We start from the raw sequence: 16,604 nt of genomic DNA, 5'->3' as shown, positions 1-16,604 counted from the left end.
TGACCGATAGGTTAGGCGCAGCAAAGAAAGAGGTAGCAGAAGGCAGTAAAGTAGAACTGTAAGAGGGAACGGGTGTGGGATGGAGGAGCGATAGCGTCCGCCTTTGAAGCTTGTGTTCCTCCCGCTGCAAGCCTTCCATTCAAAGGAACACGACTTCAACAGCGGCCGGAATCCCATACCCGATTCCCTCCCCACGCACAAACGTAGATTGTACACCGAGGACGCCGCAAGGCGTTTTTCTTAAGGAATAAGGGTTAGCTGGAATGATTTTGGTAAGAACTCGAGAAGCAGCGCGTAGTTTCAACAAGTCGTCAGGCGGGGGGAACAGGGATGCGCTATTTGGATATGCACACGTAAACATTCAAGTGAAACGGAAGTACGATCACTTATTTGCTTGAAATAAGGGCAATTCGGCAGCTTATAGACGAAATAACGGATCGTAGTTCCGTAGAATGATGAATTCGAAGGAATGTAAGACAAATAGAGGAATGACGTTCCGTAAGAGGAAATTATGAGCTAGAGGGTTGCACATGCACACAAGAAAACCGCCAGGAAACAATTTTCCCTGACGGTTTTCTTAAGGGACGAGAAAGTATAAGTTTGAGGGGTTCACCCAGTACTACAAAGAGATGCATGGCTTTGGAATACCGGATCGAAGAACGGTTAGGGAATAAGGAAGTAAGGTAAAGCACAGAGTAGAACAAAAGAGGGCATGGGTGTGGGGTGGAGGAGCGATAGCGTCCGCCCTGGTCGTCACCTCCGGTGACTGCTCGGGTATGCAACCTACCTTTGAAGCTCGTGTTCCCACCGCTGCAAGCCTATAATTCGAGGGAACACGAGCTTCAACAGCGACCGGAATCCCACATCCATCCCTCCCCACGTACAAACGAAAGGGTACACCAAGGACGCCGCAAGGCGTTTTTCTTATAATATCAGATTCCATAAGGTTTCAGGAAAGCTGAACTGAGTAAAGTCTGATTTTGCAAGAAAACCTGCCGCTATTCTTTATCGAAATCGAAAGCGCTTAGAGTGGAAGCTGTTCTTATAAAACCGTTAAAGATCCATTCAAATAAGATCACAAAACGATCAGTGAGACCTGGTTCTTCTCCGTACAGTGAAACGATCGACTACATAGCCTATTAACGCCCAAGACGCAATGGTGAGGACATATAGCAGTGCTGCATTGACATTTGTATAAGAAAAGAAAGGGTAGAACCACGCTGGTACACTGAGCGCGTAAAATATAAGGTAGATGGGTTCTGAATCGTGACCAATGTAATGCATAAGGCAAAGGGCTGCGCCGAGTGCCGTGCAGAACAGGGTGGCTGTATATCGCATGGTAGTGGCTCCTTTTTGTAAGTGAAGTTAGAGCCCTCTCAGGGGCTTAAGCTTGGGCTTTGCCCATGAGAGGGAGGAGAGGCTAGTATTTACGTTTCCATTTGCGGTTGTGGTTGGAGGTATCCGGGAATGTTTCACCTTTTTTCAAAGTAATGATAGTAGGATCGTTGATTCCCATATGGAAGGCATTTTCCCCCATTTCCATGTACTCGCCATCGTTGGGAGCTTTGTCACCTGGTCTAAATTGACTCCATTCGCCCATTTCTAGTCACCTCCTGTTATGAAGTGTAATGTTAGTTTTCCCCAAGGAGAGAAATGCATGAGCATAAATATTTACCATTAAAGGAGCTGACAAGTAAGGTGGAATTTAAAACTTGTTATTGGGCAGCAGTTTTGCTATAGTATTATAGTGCGAGTTTTGATAACCAAGTATTACTCGCTCCTTGCTCCGTTCGGTGATATGCCGTACACAGTGGAGCCGTTTAGTCCAAAAGGAGGTGAAACCATGCGCAAATATGAAATCATGTACATTATTCGTCCGGATCTTGAACAAGAAGTTGTTCAATCTACGGTAGAAAAATTTCAAAACATCATCAACAACGGTGGAGAAATTACGAAGCATGATGTTATGGGTAAGCGTCGTCTTGCGTATGAGATCAACAAGATCCGTGATGGTCATTACGTGTTAGTTCATTTCAACGCTAACAATGATGTTATTACTGAGCTTGACCGTGTAATGAAGATTTCTGATGAAATCATTCGTTACCTGATCGTTAAAGATGTAGCTTAAGGCATCAAATGCCGTAATTGACATGCTGGGAGGGTTTAAGGTTGCTAAATCGTGTGATTCTGATTGGAAGGCTTACTCGTGACCCTGAATTGCGCTATACACCTGCAGGAGTTGCCGTAACTACATTTTCGTTGGCCGTGGATCGTCCTTTCACGAACCAGCAAAAGGAACGGGAAGCAGACTTTATCAATATTGTAACATGGCGTCAGCTTGCTGAAACATGTGCCAATTACTTGCGTAAAGGACGCCTGGCTGCAGTTGAAGGCAGGATTCAAGTTCGTAACTACGATAATAACGAGGGTCGCCGCGTATATGTGACAGAAGTTATTGCCGATAATGTTCGTTTCTTGGAATCTGCAAATAGCGGCGGTGGTGCGAATGCAAGCCGTGAAGATGGAATGGGTGGCGGCGGTAACAGCCAACAACGTAACAGCGGACCACGAGACAATCAAGATCCGTTCCAGGATGATGGAAAACCGATTGATATTTCCGATGATGATTTGCCATTTTAACGTAGAAAGGACTGAATAACGATGGGATTCCAAAGAAGAGATAATAACAGCGAAGACCGTGGCGAACGCAAGTTTGGCGGCCGTAAGGGCGGCAAAGGCGGAAAGCGCCGTAAAGTTTGTTACTTCACTGTGAATAAAATTACTCACATTGACTATAAAGACATCGAAACGTTGAAGAAGTTTATCAGCGAGCGTGGTAAGATTCTTCCCCGCCGTGTAACAGGAACTTCGGCTAAATACCAACGTGCCTTGACGATTGCGATCAAACGCTCACGTCAAATCGCGTTGCTGCCATACACAACGGAATAGTAACGTAATAAGGAGACAACCGGTTGGGTTTATACCAACCGGTTGTTTTTTTATATCAGACTTTAAAAGTTACCAGCGGGGCTGAACAAATCTAATATTACAAGAAAAGCCACCGCTTAGACATGGATGTATCTTCATCGAGAGTGCTGGTATGAGCCATATGCAGAAAAACAGAGAGACAACGGAATTAGCTATTCCGTTATCTCTCTGTTTTTTTGAGTTTTCCAAGTGGTAACGGAATATACACTTCCTCTATTGTCTTTCTTTTCGTGGACACAGCAAGCTATTAATAGGAGAAAAGGGGGATTGAACTCATCGTAGTCATTGACTTAATGTTATTAATAAAATTATATTAGTGGTAGTATAAATTTTTTCGACAATATAACCGATATTTAGTAGACGACCTATTTAGATGGATGAAAGTGCGCAATCAAGTATGAATTTAACTAGAGATCCATACAACGGAGGTAAGAGTTTATGTTTAGATTTACCCGAATAATGCTATTATTAACTATTATTCTAGTAGCTACAAGCAATTTGACCCGTACGAATGTGTTTGCCGCTGATGAGATTTCAAGCCTAGTGCTGAATAAAAATGAAGTTTCACTGGAAGTCGGGGCAACTACGAATTTAACAGCTACAGCCGTATTCGTATCTAATTCAACTGAGAATGTAACCGTGAAAACAGATTGGGTTTCCAAGGCTGAGGATGTTGCAACTGTATATGCAGGTGTAGTGACCGGTAAAAAGGAAGGCACGGCTGTTCTTACTGCCACTTATTTAGGGAAAACCGTCTTTGTAAATGTAACAGTAACGAAGCGTGTAAAAACAATGACAAAGGACAAACAGTCGATAGACTTAAGGCTCGGAGGAACTGAAAATATCAGTCTTACAGCTTATTATGATGACGGAACCGATCAGATCGTTACAACAAAAGCGGATTGGACAAGCAATAACAATTCGGTTGCAACAGTGACTAACGGCTTGGTTAAAGGTCTTAGCTCAGGAACGGCGATTATTACAGCTAAATATAACAATCAAACATTGAGCTTGCCGGTTAATGTAGAAATAGTGAAGCGTATTGATGCCAAGAAATCACAAGTATCCTTATTGTTAAAGGGAGAAGAGAAAGTTGAATTGATTGCTACATATCCTAACGGGGATAAAGTGGATGTAGCGGACAAAGCAGAATGGGAAACAGACAAAGGGACTGTAGCTGATGTATTGAACGGGGTAATTACGGGCTATGGACCAGGTAAAGCGACAATAACAGCATCTTATGGTACTCAAACAACAACGATTAAGGTTGATGTAGATAATGCTATCAAGCTCGATATCGATAAACAAAATGTTTTCATGAAAAAGAATGGTAAAGAGGCACTTAAGCTTTTTGCGACCTATGCGAATACTGGAAATGGGGCACCTGAAGATATTACTGAACGTGCAGAGTGGACATCAAGCAATGAAAATATCGTTTATGTCTACAAAGGAAATTTAACTGCAAATTCTATTGGCGAAGCTACAATTACCGCTAAATTCGGGGAAAAAACGATCACAACGGTAGTTGATGTAGATGTGCCTAGAAGATTGGAATTAGATAAGGAGGTCTATTCTCTACAAGTAGGAACTCCTGGGCAACTAAAGCTGTATGCTACATATGCGGATGGCTCAACAAATAACGATGTTACTGATAGTGCGGAATGGTCAGTAGATAATGATGCCATCGCATTTGTCACAAAAGGGAAAATTACGACCTATAAGTCAGGCGAAACCAAGGTTACGGCTACTTATGGTGGGAAAAGCATAACTGCCAAAGTGCTAGTGGATATTCCAACTTCACTAGAATTATCGAAGAAGACCGTTAACTTCCAGGTGGGAGCTTCTGAACAAATTACTCTTTATGCGGTTTATCCGGATGAGAGAGGCAAAGTGGATATAACAAGCAAGGCTGAATGGCTCTCTAGTTCAGTTGAAACGGCTAGTGTAAATAACGGTAACATAACGGGAATTGCAACAGGAGCCGCGTCGGTCTCTGCGAAATATGGAACAAAGACGGCAACAGTTAAAGTATCGGTGGGCGTTATAGATAGCCTGACTACTACGGAGAAAACCAATGTGGTCATGAAAAAAGGTGGTAATCAGCAGCTTGTCGTTACGGCTAAATATACAGACAGCACCACCAAAGAGGTAACAACAGAAGCTGAATGGACCAGCTCTAATCTGAAGGTTGCAACAGTGGAAGATGGTAAGGTTACGGCAATTGGTTCAGGTGAAACACAAGTTACGGCTACAGTAGGTAATAAATCGATCACGTTTAGTGTGCAAGTGGACACGGCTAATAAATTGGTCGCCAATATTCCATATTTGATTTTTGATTTAGGCGAAGTGAAACAAATTACGCTGTCCGCAACTGATTCATTAGATGCATCCCATGATGTTACTAGCGAGGCGGAATGGAAATCAAGCAATCCTCTTATTGCGCAAGTGTCGAATTCAGGGGTAGTAACTCCTGTTACACGCGGCAAGGTTACTATTACAGCAACCTATGGAGGAAAAAGCATCACCATTCCTGTTGAAATAGGAGTTGTTCAAAAGCTGGAGGTCGATCAACGTTTTATCGCAATGAAAACGGGGCAATCGGTTCAAGTTAGATTGACAGCGACACTTTCGGATGGAAGCACCAAAGATGTTACGGAGGATGCGGCATGGAAAACCTCCAATTACAAAATTGCGGATGTCATTGGTGGCTTATTGACAACCACTGCTCCTGGAAAACTAACCTTGTCAGCCAATTTTGGCGGTAAAACAATTACAGTCCCAGTAGAAATTGGCACACTTAAATATTTAAAAACCAATGTGGTGAAGCTGGATCTCAAAGAAGGCGAAGCCGGAGAAATCCAGGCCATTGCCACTTATACGGATGGGTTTGAAGAGGATGTAACCAAGCCTGCGATGTGGACCAGCTCCAATATTATGATCGCAGATGTAAAAGACGGGATTATAAAAGCTACTGGAAAAGGAACGGCTACAATAACGGTGAGCTTTTCTAACTTGAAGACTAAGGTCAGCGTTACTATTAAGTAGCAGTTATATTAGCTTTGTATAAGAATAGGACAGCTGAGCTTCGTGCATCAGCTGTCTTTTTATCTGATTAGAACCCGGTTAATGGGGATGAGCCGGGTTCTTTATTTTAGTACAATAAAAGGATATACAGTTGTATATCTTCCTTGGGAATCATAGTGTATTATGAAGTAGGGTAAAGGTAGTATGGAATTATTACTTCGAAAGGGTGGCTTAGGTGAATATTGCTTTTTTTCTTGTTCCTAAAGAAGACGTTATTTATTTATCTCCTAATTCTACAATGCGCCAGGCGCTGGAACGTATGGAATATCACCGCTATTCGGCGGTTCCTCTTGTTAACGAGGATGGCAAATATGTGGGTACGATTACGGAAGGGGATCTTTTGTGGAAATTAAAGCATTCCCCCGAGATAGGTTTTGACAACGCACATAAAGTCCATCTCCGGGATGTGGCTCAGCATATGGCTATAAAGCCTGTACGTATTGACCAGCAAATGCAGGATTTAATTACATTGGCGACCAATCAAAACTATGTGCCTGTAATTGATGACAGTGAGGTATTTATTGGAATTATCCGTAGAAGAGAGATCATTGATTATTGCTTCAAGCTGTGGCAAGCCGAACAAAAGGTTTAAAATTGTGGTATAATTAACTAATGGCTCGAAAGATAGACATCTCATTTCGCAGTTTAGATGAAGCAATTTTGGAAAAAATGAAGAAGCATAAAGCTGAAGGTCACCAATTGGAACAATGGTATGGCGATATATCTGCTTTGGAAGAACATATGCGTAAGAGGTGAATGTGTTGGGGAAAGGTTCCGCAAAAAGTATGCTTGGCTGGAGCTTGCTGACTGTTGTTTTGCTCCTGTCGATTTTATCACCATTAAATATCATTACATTAAGCTTGTTGATGATTCCTGTACTGGTACAATACGTCAAGCTTGAGACGAAACGATTTCTGATCTATTATGGTATCAGCTTGGCTGCTCTCTATGTTGCAGCTTCCGTTCTCATAACGGGCTGGGTAGGTGTGGTGCTAATAGCCATTTCCCTGTTCTTTCTGCCACCGGTTATTCAAATGGGTAATTTGTATAAGAAACGCGCCCCGGCTAGAACGGTTTTGACCATTGGTACTATAACAATGCTTGCTGAAATGCTGCTGAGTATATTGGTTGCTTACATGTTCGGACTGAATCTGATTAGCAAAATGAAGCAGTTTATGCTAGAGGTTCTGGAAACAATGCCTGCGCAGCTAAGAAGTATGATAGCAATCGATCCGGATACGCTGGTACAATTAATGAGCCAGATGCTTCCGTTTTATATGATTGTATCTTCTCTGTTCCTTATCGTGGTAACGCATTGGTTAGCCAGAAAGCTGTTGAATCGCTCGGGTGAATCTATACCGGCGTTCAAACCTATACGTGATTGGATGCTGCCGAGGTCATTCGTCTGGTATTACGTAATTGCTCTGTTCATGGAGTTTTTTGTAAGGGATTCAAATTCGATCTTCTTTACGTTGCTGTTAAACTTATTACCGCTGCTTACGGCTGTGTTTGCTATACAAGCAATAGCGTTTCTATTCTATGTAGCCCATTCGAAGCAATGGAACCGGACGCTGCCTATCATCGGCATTATAGCTTTGTTGATTTTTCCGCCGGCTTACTTTATGTTCAGTCTGCTTGGTGTGTTTGATGTAGCGTTCCCGATCCGTGAACGCATGACTGGAAAATAATGTATGGATTAGGGGCGAGATGAATGCCGAAGTTCCTGCTAAAGCGTTGGCACGGCTTGCATATCGTATGGATATTTGCTTTAATACTCATTTTGATTTTTATATTGCTTATGTATCAATGGGTAATCAGTGTGATTGCCCTGTTTCTATGCGGGATATTGGCGTATTTTACTTTGAAGGCAGAGCAGGCGTTCCGCAAGGAATTGAACCATTATGTAGCTACACTGTCCCATCGAATCAAACGTGCCGGAACGGATGTTATTCACGAGCTTCCGTTAGGGATTCTGCTCTATAATGAAGAGAAGGTTATCGAATGGCATAATCCATTTGTGGCGAAGATGCTCAGTAAGGAATCATTGATAGGCGAGCAGTTGTTGGAGCTTTTCCCTTCTTTGAAGTCACGTAAGGAGAAGGATCTGAAGCTGGAAATTGCGATCGGCAAAAACTTGTACATGGTGCAGCTTAAGCAGGATGAAAGATTGTTGTATTTTACGGATATAACGGCTTTCAAACAATTATCGATACGCTATGAAGAAGGCAAGCTTGCTATAGGGATCGTCACCATGGATAATCTGGACGAGGCTACTCAGGGAATGGATGACCAAACCCGAAGCATTATGATGGCTAGAGTAACTGGAGAAATTACAGAGTGGGCTCTGAAAAATAACGTGTACTTACGCCGGACAGCATCTGACCGTTACCTGATTTTAATGGATCAGAAGGGTTTGAAGGCATTGGAGCAGTCGCGTTTTGAGATATTGGACGAGGTACGAGACTTAACTATTGAGCATAAGCTGCCACTTACACTTAGTATCGGGATTGCTTCCGGCAGTGATTCATTAACGGAGCTTGGGCAGCTGGCGCAAACGAGCTTGGACATGGCATTAGGCCGTGGCGGCGATCAGGTTGCTGTAAAGATTGGAGAGAGGCTGTCTTTCTATGGCGGACGTTCTAACGCTGTTGAGAAAAGGACAAGGGTACGTGCAAGGGTTATCTCTCATGCGCTGCGCGATCTGATCAAAGAATGCGATAAAGTTATTATTATGGGCCACCGGTATCCGGACATGGATGCAATCGGAGCAGCAATTGGAGTATTGAAGGCGGTACATGTAAGCAATAAAGAAGGATATATAGTGCTGGAAGGAGTTAATCCTTCGATTCAAAAGCTGATGGATACGATCTCTGAGGACGAGAAGCTTAATCGTTGGTTCATTACGCCGGAGCAGGCTATGCAGATTACGAACCAACGAACGCTTGCGGTTGTTGTGGACACGCATAAGGCATCTATGGTGGCTGAGCCCAAGCTGCTGCAGCTGACGCAGCGCAAGTTCATAGTTGACCATCACCGCCGAGGTGAGGAGTTCATCCAGGATGCGACGCTTGTGTACATGGAGCCTTATGCCTCCTCTACCTGTGAACTCGTGACGGAGCTGCTGCAGTATTTCAACGACCGTTTAACGATGGGAGTGTTAGAGGCAACGGCTCTGTTGGCGGGAATAGTAGTGGATACGAAAAGCTTCAGCTTGGCTACTGGCGCAAGAACATTTGAAGCTGCATCTTTCCTTCGCCGCAATGGTGCGGATTCATCGCTCGTACAGCGACTGCTCAAGGAAGATCTGAATGCATTTATCCAAAAGTCTGAGGTTATTAAAAACGCGGTTGTTATTTATGATCACATCGCGCTTGCTGTAACTGAACCAAATCGCAAATATTCTCAGTTGCTCATTGCGCAGGTTGCTGATACATTGTTAACTATGACAGGTATAATGGCTTCTTTCGTCATTAGCGAACGCCCGGATGGCTTAATCGGTATTAGTGCCCGGTCACTAGGGCAAATGAATGCTCAGGTTGTTATGGAACGAATGGGAGGCGGAGGGCATTTAACTAATGCGGCTACCCAATTCGAAGGAACGATTTCAGAGGCGACACAAAGATTGAAACAAATACTAAGTGAGATGCACGCAGAGGAGGGGCTTTTCGAATGAAAGTTATTTTATTGAAGGATGTTAAAGGACAAGGCAAGAAGGGCGATGTTAAAGAGGTTTCTGAAGGATATGCAACGAATTTCCTATTCCCTAAACAATTGGCCGCGGCGGCGAGCGAGTCGTCTGTTAAAATGATAGACAATCAGAAAAAGGCAGAGCAAAGGAAAAAGGATCAAGAGAAGGAAGAGGCCGTAGAGCTTGGCAAGAAGCTGGGGGCTCTGACCGTCGAGCTGAAGGCTAAATCAGGCAAGGATGGACGTTTATTCGGAGCTATTCCTAGCAAGCAGGTAGCTGAAGAGCTGGAGAAGCAGCAGAAGATTAAGCTGGACAAACGGAAGATCCTTATGGAGGATCCGATTCGTACACTAGGCGTGACTGAGGTTGGTGTAAAGCTTCACCCTGAGGTTACTGCGAAGCTAAAGATTCACGTTACCGAAGAGTAATCTTTAAGAAGACAGTTAGTGCATGCTCTAAAATCTATTAGATTAGGCTTACGATGTAAGTTTCGCTAAACCGGAACTCTTAGGAGGAGACGAACTTGAACGAAGGTATGTTTACAGATCGCATCCCTCCGCAAAATTTGGAAGCCGAGCAGGCCGTGCTCGGCGCTATTTTGCTTGACAGCGAGTCACTCGTAACCGCGATGGAACGCATTTCAAGCGATGACTTCTATCGCACATCGCATCAACGCATCTTCGAGTCGATGATTGAGCTGGCGGAGGAGAATGAGCCGATTGACTTGATCACGCTGACCGCGCGACTGCAAAATAAGCAGGAGCTGGAGGAAATAGGCGGGATTAAATATTTGTCGGAGCTCGCGAATGCGGTGCCGACAGCGGCGAATATCAACTACTATGCGCAGATCGTCGAGGAGAAGTCGATGCTGCGGCGGTTAATTCGCGCCGCAACGAATATCGTAACGGAAGGGTACTCCAGTACCGACGAGATCGGTGATTTGCTGGGTGATGCGGAGAAGCGCATCCTTGAGATTTCGCAGCGCCGTTCGAACACTGGATTTATCGCCATCCGCGATGTGTTAATGGAGGTATTCGACAAGGTCGAATTTCTCTATAACAATAAAGGTGGAACAACAGGAATTAAATCAGGGTTTCTTGATTTGGATAAAATGACCGCTGGCTTCCAGCGGTCAGACTTGATTATTGTGGCGGCGCGTCCTTCTGTTGGTAAGACAGCGTTCGCCCTGAACATCGCACAAAATGTTGGAGTACGTGAGAAGCAAACGGTCGCCATCTTCAGTCTGGAGATGGGTGCCCCGCAGCTTGTACAGCGGATGATTTGCGCAGAAGCGAATGTAGACGCCACTCGTATGCGGACTGGCTTTCTGGAGCAGGACGATTGGGAGAAGCTGACGATGGCAATTGGCGCCTTGTCAGAGGCGAACATCTATATCGATGATTCTCCTTCAGTAACGGTGGCTGATATCCGCGCCAAATGCCGCAGGCTGAAGCAGGAGAGAGGCCTCGGGATGATTCTGATCGATTATTTGCAGCTGATTCATGGACGTGGCAAAGGGGATAACCGTCAGCAGGAGGTATCCGAAATTTCACGTACCTTGAAGCAAATTGCCCGTGAGCTGGATGTTCCGGTAATTGCCTTGTCTCAGCTTAGCCGGGGTGTAGAGCAGCGGCAGGATAAACGGCCGATGATGTCCGACTTACGGGAATCCGGTTCGATCGAGCAAGATGCGGACATTGTAGCTTTCTTGTATCGTGATGACTATTACGATAAAGAATCGGAGAAAAAAAATATAATTGAAATTATTATAGCTAAGCAGCGTAACGGACCGGTAGGTACGGTGGAGCTGGCTTTCTTGAAAAATTTCAATAAGTTTGTTGGTTTGGACAGGACGCATCAAGAGGTAGGATAGCGCAGATATCCCCTTCTTGCTACTTATAGCTTGCTAGACTAGGCAAGATCAATACAGCCTAATAAAGAGGTTAACAGAGGGAATGTGGATGAGAATGAACGGGCATCCACATTCCGGTGCTGCTACAGAATCACGGGTCCTTTATTTCGCTTAGGCGGAACAAAGGACTTATTCTGGTGCAAGAGTTAGCTTGAACAGGGCTTTTTCATAGAATTCATAACATGTACAAATTCCGAACGTTAAAAGATAGGCCCTAAGTATTGTTCGTTTTTATTGACTTTGCATTGTGGTACTGCTAAACTATTCATGGTGCTTTAGGCCTTTTGACTAATTATAGGTGAGTTTCACCTGATGGGGGTTATGTAGATGTCGACGGTAGTGGTTGTCGGAACCCAATGGGGCGATGAAGGTAAAGGGAAAATAACGGATTTTCTCGCTGAATCTGCTGAAGTGGTGGCGCGTTATCAAGGCGGTAACAATGCCGGCCATACCATTTTGATTGATGATAAGAAATACAAATTAACAATGATTCCATCGGGCATTTTTTACACGGATAAAGTCTGCGTAATCGGTAACGGTATGGTAATTAATCCAGGTGCGCTGCTCGAAGAAATTCAATACATTCATGATAATGGTTTTACAACAACGAATTTGCGTATCAGTGACCGGGCTCATGTTATTATGCCTTACCATCTGCTGTTGGATGGACTGGAAGAAGAGCGCAAAGGTGACAATAAAATTGGAACGACCCGCAAAGGGATCGGTCCTTGCTATATGGATAAAGCAGCTAGAAGCGGTATCCGGATCGCTGATCTGATGGATGCTGAGGAGTTCAAACGTCGGGTGCGTCAAGTCGTTGCCGAGAAAAATGTACTTATCGAGCAAGTATATGGCTCCAAGGGCTTGGATGCAGAAACTGTGATTGAAGAATATCTCGGTTATGCAGACCGGATTCGTCCTTATGTTACGGATACTTCCGTAATTCTTAACGATCTGATCGATGCCGGGAAGAAAGTGCTGTTCGAAGGCGCTCAAGGCGTTATGTTGGATATCGACCAAGGTACGTATCCTTATGTAACTTCATCCAATCCTTCTGCCGGTGGTGTATGTATCGGTTCCGGAGTAGGCCCGTCGAAAATTCGTCAAGTTATCGGGGTAGCCAAAGCTTACACAACTCGTGTTGGCGATGGTCCTTTCCCTACAGAGCTTCATAATGATACTGGAAGCTGGATTCGTGAAAAGGGACATGAGTACGGCACTGTTACTGGCAGACCGCGTCGTGTAGGTTGGTTTGACAGCGTTGTTGTGCGTCATGCTCGTCGGGTCAGCGGTATTACAGGTTTATCCCTGAACTCGCTGGACGTATTAGCGGGTCTGGAAACAGTGAAAATTTGCACAGCTTACAAAATGGGCGACAAAATCATCGAGCATTATCCTGCGAGCTTGAACTTGTTGGCACAATGCGAAGCGGTGTACGAGGAGCTGCCGGGCTGGAGCGAGGATATCACAGGAGTACGCAAGCTAGAGGATCTGCCGACAAACGCACGCCGTTATGTTGAGCGTGTATCTGAGCTGACCGGCATTCCGATTGCTATCTTCTCAGTAGGACGTAACCGTGAGCAAACAAATCTTGTAAATCCGATTTACAGCTAATTGTTGCTGTTAAGCTGAACGCTTTATAAATGACAAATAACCTCTCACAAGCCAGAAAGTTGGGGCTTGGAGAGGTTATTTTTTTGTTGATCATGAAGGGAATAGGTGTCGAAACCCGGCTGTTCTTTTTCCAGACAATGGTTGGTTTGCGCTAAAATCGTCAATACTGTGGGGAGAAGCTGCAAACATGAGGACTATGGGAGTTGAGGCACATAATGAAAACAATGGAATGGCTGTCCAAGCTTATAATAAGCGCTATAATTACTTCAATGATTTGTGTGGCGTCGACTTTTTGGGTTGTCAACACGTATGTGGATATGATTCTGGAGCAGTATAATTTAAAATCAGCTGTTAATACGACTCCGGATTGGTCTAAATTTATGCAGCATGCCAGCAAGCAGTTGGGGGCGTTTCGTCTGTTCGGTAATGAGGCGGGGGCGGTAGACCCAAGCGGCCGTTCGGGCAAAAAGGGCGCAGAGACGCTGCCTGTATTTGGTGAACAACCCGGGACTGGCTTGAGCGGGACCGATATGACGAATAGTGGTGGAGAAAGCGGGAAATCGGGCTCTGAGCAGCCGCCTAGCACGGGAAGTACATCCCAGAGAAAGCCGCCCGAGGACGCTGTAGCCGTATTTGGCCATCAAAACACAATGACAGAGGGATCAAACCGGGAAGCGGGAAGCAGCACAAGAGGGACGGCCAGCAGCACATCTTCAAGAGGTATTGGATCCGATGCAGGCAATACGGCTAAGAAGGATAGTAGGACAAGTGCGGAAATCGGCGGATCTGTAAAGAAAGAGAGCAGCAGTAGTGCCACTTCAGGTGGAACAGCAGCGGTTAATGGTTTGGAAGCAGGAGAAAAAGTCGTGGTTTCAGGCGAAGAGTTTACGAAGAAAAAAGAGCAGCTTTCGACAAACGATAAAACCAAAATTTTTAATCTGCTCGTCAAGAGGCTACCACAAAATGAAATACAGCATATTTCGAAGCTAATGGAGGATGGTATTACCGCCAGTGAGCTTAAGGAAATTGAACAGCTGCTGCAAACGTACATGAAGCCGGAAGAATACTCCCAGCTTCTAGGTATGATCAAGCAGCAATAACCGAATTACATATAATTCCCCCCGAATCTCGATATGGTATCCTCCGCTTGGCGGAATCGTGATGACTCTACAACGACCTGCATAATGAAGCCGGATCCGGCTTCCAGCGTGCTGCTGGTCAGATTAGGCATCATGGATTCCGCTTCATTTGTTGTGTCACTATTTGCGGTCAGCCTAATATCAATAGCACCTTGCTCCCGTAAAACCGTGGCCGCTCGATCCATTTCTGTCCAGTTATTAAAGACGGCTGTTATGTTCTCCATTGTTTAACTTCACACTCCTGCCACGAAAATTGGCTGTTTATAGCAGCCACTCGTGAATAATGTTGAAAAAAATAGTGAGGTTGTGGTAAATTAGTGAAGGAGTCTTTTTTTCACAATGTTTATTGTCCCTATTTTTAGGTGTTTTTATGTATTTTTTCCCGTAAAAAACGACTTAAAAGGAGTAGAACATGACAGTTTTCAAAGGAATGGGTTGGGCTAAGAAGCTGCTGGACAAGTCTAAGCAGAAGCTTTCCAAAATCCAATTACAAAAATTGACTGCCAAGATGAGGGTCAAGCCTGCAGCACTAACTAAAGAGCAGCTAACAGCATCCACGCAAAAAGCCTATAAAGCAGTTATTTTACATAAATGGAATATTGCCAAGACGGTGTCCGTACTTAGTGTGGTTACAGCAGTCGTGTGGAGCGGAAATGTTTATGTAAAAGCAAATATGGCACAAATCGTTCATGTTTCAATCAATGGGCAAGAGGCTGGAACGGTGAAGGACAAGTCCTCGGTCGAGCAGTTTGTGGCCGCCAAATCTAAGGAATTAATCGAAAGTAATTCAGATATTCACGTAGTAGTTAAGACCCCTGAAGTCACCTTTACGGATGAAAGGGTTTTCATGGTTGAAACTAGCGATCAGCAAGTTATGAGTAAGCTAGGCAACGCTATTTTTGCTCAACCGGTAGGCACTGAGCTTGTTATCGATGGGAAACCTGTCGGGATTTTAAAGGATCAAGCTACAGCGAGTCTCATGCTGGACCAGATCAAATCGAGCGTGGTCGAGAAAAAGAAGGATTCGGGTAAAGTAAGAGTATTGTCAGCAACCCCTTCTGAGCCTATAGGGGAAGTAGAACTGCAGAAGGTAGATTTCGTGCAGCAGGTAGAGTTGAAGGATATTCCAATCCAACCTCAAGATATGGTGAATCCGGAAGAGTTGAGGAAGAAGCTGGAAACCGGTGATGTGCAGCCAATCAAATACGTGGTGGAAAAAGGAGATTGCGTCTCCTGCATTGCCAAAAAGTTTAATATTCCTAAACAGTTAATTTATCAGAACAATCCATGGATTGTAGATGATATGATCAAAGCGGGGCAGCAGCTTGATTTGACAGTTCTGCAGCCAACTCTAGCGGTTCGGACCGTAGAGAAATTAATAGAGCAGCAAGAGATTCAGTATGAGACGGAATACCAGAAAGATGACAGCATGCGTCTCGGAACCGATCAAACGTTGAAGGCCGGCAAGAACGGTCTGAAGAAAGTAATGATACTTGTAACCAAGATTAACGGTCTGATGATTGAAGAAACGGTTCAAAATGAGGAAATTATTCAAGAGCCGGTAAAAGCGGTAGTCCGTAAAGGAACGAAGGTTATCAAGGGCGAAGGTTCAGGGAAGTTTGCATGGCCGGTAGTATCGTCTTCGATTAGCAGTACTTTCGGATATCGTTGGGGCGCATTACATAAGGGTGTCGATCTAACTTCTTCGAACAAGAACATCATGGCCTCAGATAATGGAAAAGTGGTTTATGCAGGAAACAAGGGTGACGGTTACGGAAACATGATTATTCTTGATCACCTAAATGGCTACAAGACACTGTACGGACATTTGAGCAAAATTGATGTTACAGTGGGCAAGATTGTTGAAAAGGGTGAAAAGATTGGCTTTATGGGAAGTACCGGGGACTCAACTGGAGTTCATTTGCACTTCGAGGTTCAACGAAGCGACACGCCGGAGAATCCTTTGAAATATTTGAATCGTTAGCACTTATACTTATTATTGATATACCTATAGAAAAGAGACATGAACGATGCAGAAGGCTGCCGTTCATGTCTCTTTTGTTACATATAGAATTTATATGTTTCGGGGCTCCCCGCAAAGTATCTGAATCAACTTCGAAGCAAGACCCCACTTTGTGGGGATATTTTATTACCTCAAAAGTATTTGGATTCTACCGTG

At 44.4% G+C, this 16,604-nt stretch carries 15 protein-coding genes; 13 read left to right on the top strand and 2 right to left on the bottom strand.

Annotation, left to right across the window (positions count from 1 at the left end):
- Nucleotides 1–1,420: 1,420 nt before the first annotated feature.
- Nucleotides 1,421–1,600 (bottom strand): YjzC family protein, encoded by a 180-nt coding sequence (locus NV381_RS27060; protein ID WP_258216417.1) that lies wholly within the window; start codon nucleotides 1,598–1,600, stop codon nucleotides 1,421–1,423.
- 243 nt (nucleotides 1,601–1,843) lie between these two features.
- Here NV381_RS27060 and rpsF point away from each other — a divergent pair, with 243 nt between their 5' ends.
- The 12 genes from rpsF to NV381_RS27000 all read left to right on the top strand — a co-directional run bounded on the left by rpsF (nucleotide 1,844) and on the right by NV381_RS27000 (nucleotide 14,386).
- On the top strand, nucleotides 1,844–2,128 hold the full coding sequence (gene rpsF, locus NV381_RS27055; protein ID WP_258216416.1) for a 30S ribosomal protein S6: 285 nt from the start codon (nucleotides 1,844–1,846) through the stop codon (nucleotides 2,126–2,128).
- Nucleotides 2,129–2,169: 41 nt separating this feature from the next.
- The gene (ssb, locus tag NV381_RS27050) at nucleotides 2,170–2,640 is read left to right on the top strand and encodes a single-stranded DNA-binding protein (protein ID WP_171652947.1); all 471 of its coding nucleotides are present in this window, start codon (nucleotides 2,170–2,172) and stop codon (nucleotides 2,638–2,640) included.
- 21 nt (nucleotides 2,641–2,661) lie between these two features.
- Nucleotides 2,662–2,949 (top strand): 30S ribosomal protein S18, encoded by a 288-nt coding sequence (rpsR, locus tag NV381_RS27045; protein WP_171652946.1) that lies wholly within the window; start codon nucleotides 2,662–2,664, stop codon nucleotides 2,947–2,949.
- 477 nt (nucleotides 2,950–3,426) lie between these two features.
- A complete protein-coding gene (locus NV381_RS27040) occupies nucleotides 3,427–6,033 on the top strand; it encodes an Ig-like domain-containing protein (protein WP_258216415.1) in 2,607 nt (868 codons plus the stop codon).
- A 214-nt stretch (nucleotides 6,034–6,247) separates the two neighbouring features.
- Nucleotides 6,248–6,664 (top strand): CBS domain-containing protein, encoded by a 417-nt coding sequence (locus NV381_RS27035; protein ID WP_258216414.1) that lies wholly within the window; start codon nucleotides 6,248–6,250, stop codon nucleotides 6,662–6,664.
- Between the two features lie 20 nt (nucleotides 6,665–6,684).
- Nucleotides 6,685–6,828, top strand: a complete 144-nt coding sequence (locus NV381_RS27030) for a MazG-like family protein (protein WP_379374470.1) — start codon at nucleotides 6,685–6,687, stop codon at nucleotides 6,826–6,828.
- 5 nt (nucleotides 6,829–6,833) lie between these two features.
- On the top strand, nucleotides 6,834–7,760 hold the full coding sequence (locus NV381_RS27025) for a YybS family protein (RefSeq protein WP_258216413.1): 927 nt from the start codon (nucleotides 6,834–6,836) through the stop codon (nucleotides 7,758–7,760).
- A 23-nt stretch (nucleotides 7,761–7,783) separates the two neighbouring features.
- A complete protein-coding gene (locus NV381_RS27020) occupies nucleotides 7,784–9,745 on the top strand; it encodes a DHH family phosphoesterase (protein ID WP_258216412.1) in 1,962 nt (653 codons plus the stop codon).
- Nucleotides 9,742–10,188, top strand: a complete 447-nt coding sequence (rplI, locus tag NV381_RS27015) for a 50S ribosomal protein L9 (RefSeq protein WP_258216411.1) — start codon at nucleotides 9,742–9,744, stop codon at nucleotides 10,186–10,188. Before NV381_RS27020 ends, rplI begins: the two co-directional genes overlap by 4 nt.
- Before the next feature lie 107 nt (nucleotides 10,189–10,295).
- Nucleotides 10,296–11,633 (top strand): replicative DNA helicase, encoded by a 1,338-nt coding sequence (gene dnaB / locus NV381_RS27010; protein WP_171652988.1) that lies wholly within the window; start codon nucleotides 10,296–10,298, stop codon nucleotides 11,631–11,633.
- Between the two features lie 366 nt (nucleotides 11,634–11,999).
- Nucleotides 12,000–13,286 (top strand): adenylosuccinate synthase, encoded by a 1,287-nt coding sequence (locus tag NV381_RS27005; protein WP_258216410.1) that lies wholly within the window; start codon nucleotides 12,000–12,002, stop codon nucleotides 13,284–13,286.
- 215 nt (nucleotides 13,287–13,501) lie between these two features.
- Nucleotides 13,502–14,386: a hypothetical protein gene (locus tag NV381_RS27000; protein WP_258216409.1), complete on the top strand. Its 885-nt coding sequence runs from the start codon at nucleotides 13,502–13,504 to the stop codon at nucleotides 14,384–14,386.
- 5 nt (nucleotides 14,387–14,391) lie between these two features.
- Here the strand turns inward: NV381_RS27000 and NV381_RS26995 are convergent, their stop codons facing one another.
- On the bottom strand, nucleotides 14,392–14,649 hold the full coding sequence (locus tag NV381_RS26995; protein ID WP_258216408.1) for a hypothetical protein: 258 nt from the start codon (nucleotides 14,647–14,649) through the stop codon (nucleotides 14,392–14,394).
- A gap of 188 nt (nucleotides 14,650–14,837) precedes the next feature.
- Between NV381_RS26995 and NV381_RS26990 the strand changes: the two genes are divergently transcribed.
- Nucleotides 14,838–16,409, top strand: a complete 1,572-nt coding sequence (locus NV381_RS26990) for a M23 family metallopeptidase (RefSeq protein WP_258216407.1) — start codon at nucleotides 14,838–14,840, stop codon at nucleotides 16,407–16,409.
- Nucleotides 16,410–16,604: the final 195 nt, after the last annotated feature.

Origin of the sequence: Paenibacillus radicis (ex Xue et al. 2023) (assembly GCF_024722015.1) — a bacterium.
GTDB lineage: Bacteria > Bacillota > Bacilli > Paenibacillales > NBRC-103111 > Paenibacillus_S.
The sequence above is the reverse complement of the archived record's forward strand: the minus strand, read 5'-3'. Positions and strand labels throughout refer to the sequence as shown.

Coding starts and splice junctions, on each gene's coding strand:
- NV381_RS27020 (WP_258216412.1), top strand. CDS start 7,784: ATGCCGAAGTTCCTGCTAAAGCGTTGGCACGGCTTGCATATCGTATGG.
- rpsR (WP_171652946.1), top strand. CDS start 2,662: ATGGGATTCCAAAGAAGAGATAATAACAGCGAAGACCGTGGCGAACGC.
- NV381_RS27030 (WP_379374470.1), top strand. CDS start 6,685: ATGGCTCGAAAGATAGACATCTCATTTCGCAGTTTAGATGAAGCAATT.
- rplI (WP_258216411.1), top strand. CDS start 9,742: ATGAAAGTTATTTTATTGAAGGATGTTAAAGGACAAGGCAAGAAGGGC.
- NV381_RS26995 (WP_258216408.1), bottom strand. CDS start 14,649: ATGGAGAACATAACAGCCGTCTTTAATAACTGGACAGAAATGGATCGA.
- dnaB (WP_171652988.1), top strand. CDS start 10,296: ATGTTTACAGATCGCATCCCTCCGCAAAATTTGGAAGCCGAGCAGGCC.
- NV381_RS27005 (WP_258216410.1), top strand. CDS start 12,000: ATGTCGACGGTAGTGGTTGTCGGAACCCAATGGGGCGATGAAGGTAAA.
- rpsF (WP_258216416.1), top strand. CDS start 1,844: ATGCGCAAATATGAAATCATGTACATTATTCGTCCGGATCTTGAACAA.
- NV381_RS27060 (WP_258216417.1), bottom strand. CDS start 1,600: ATGGGCGAATGGAGTCAATTTAGACCAGGTGACAAAGCTCCCAACGAT.
- NV381_RS27040 (WP_258216415.1), top strand. CDS start 3,427: ATGTTTAGATTTACCCGAATAATGCTATTATTAACTATTATTCTAGTA.
- NV381_RS26990 (WP_258216407.1), top strand. CDS start 14,838: ATGACAGTTTTCAAAGGAATGGGTTGGGCTAAGAAGCTGCTGGACAAG.
- NV381_RS27000 (WP_258216409.1), top strand. CDS start 13,502: ATGAAAACAATGGAATGGCTGTCCAAGCTTATAATAAGCGCTATAATT.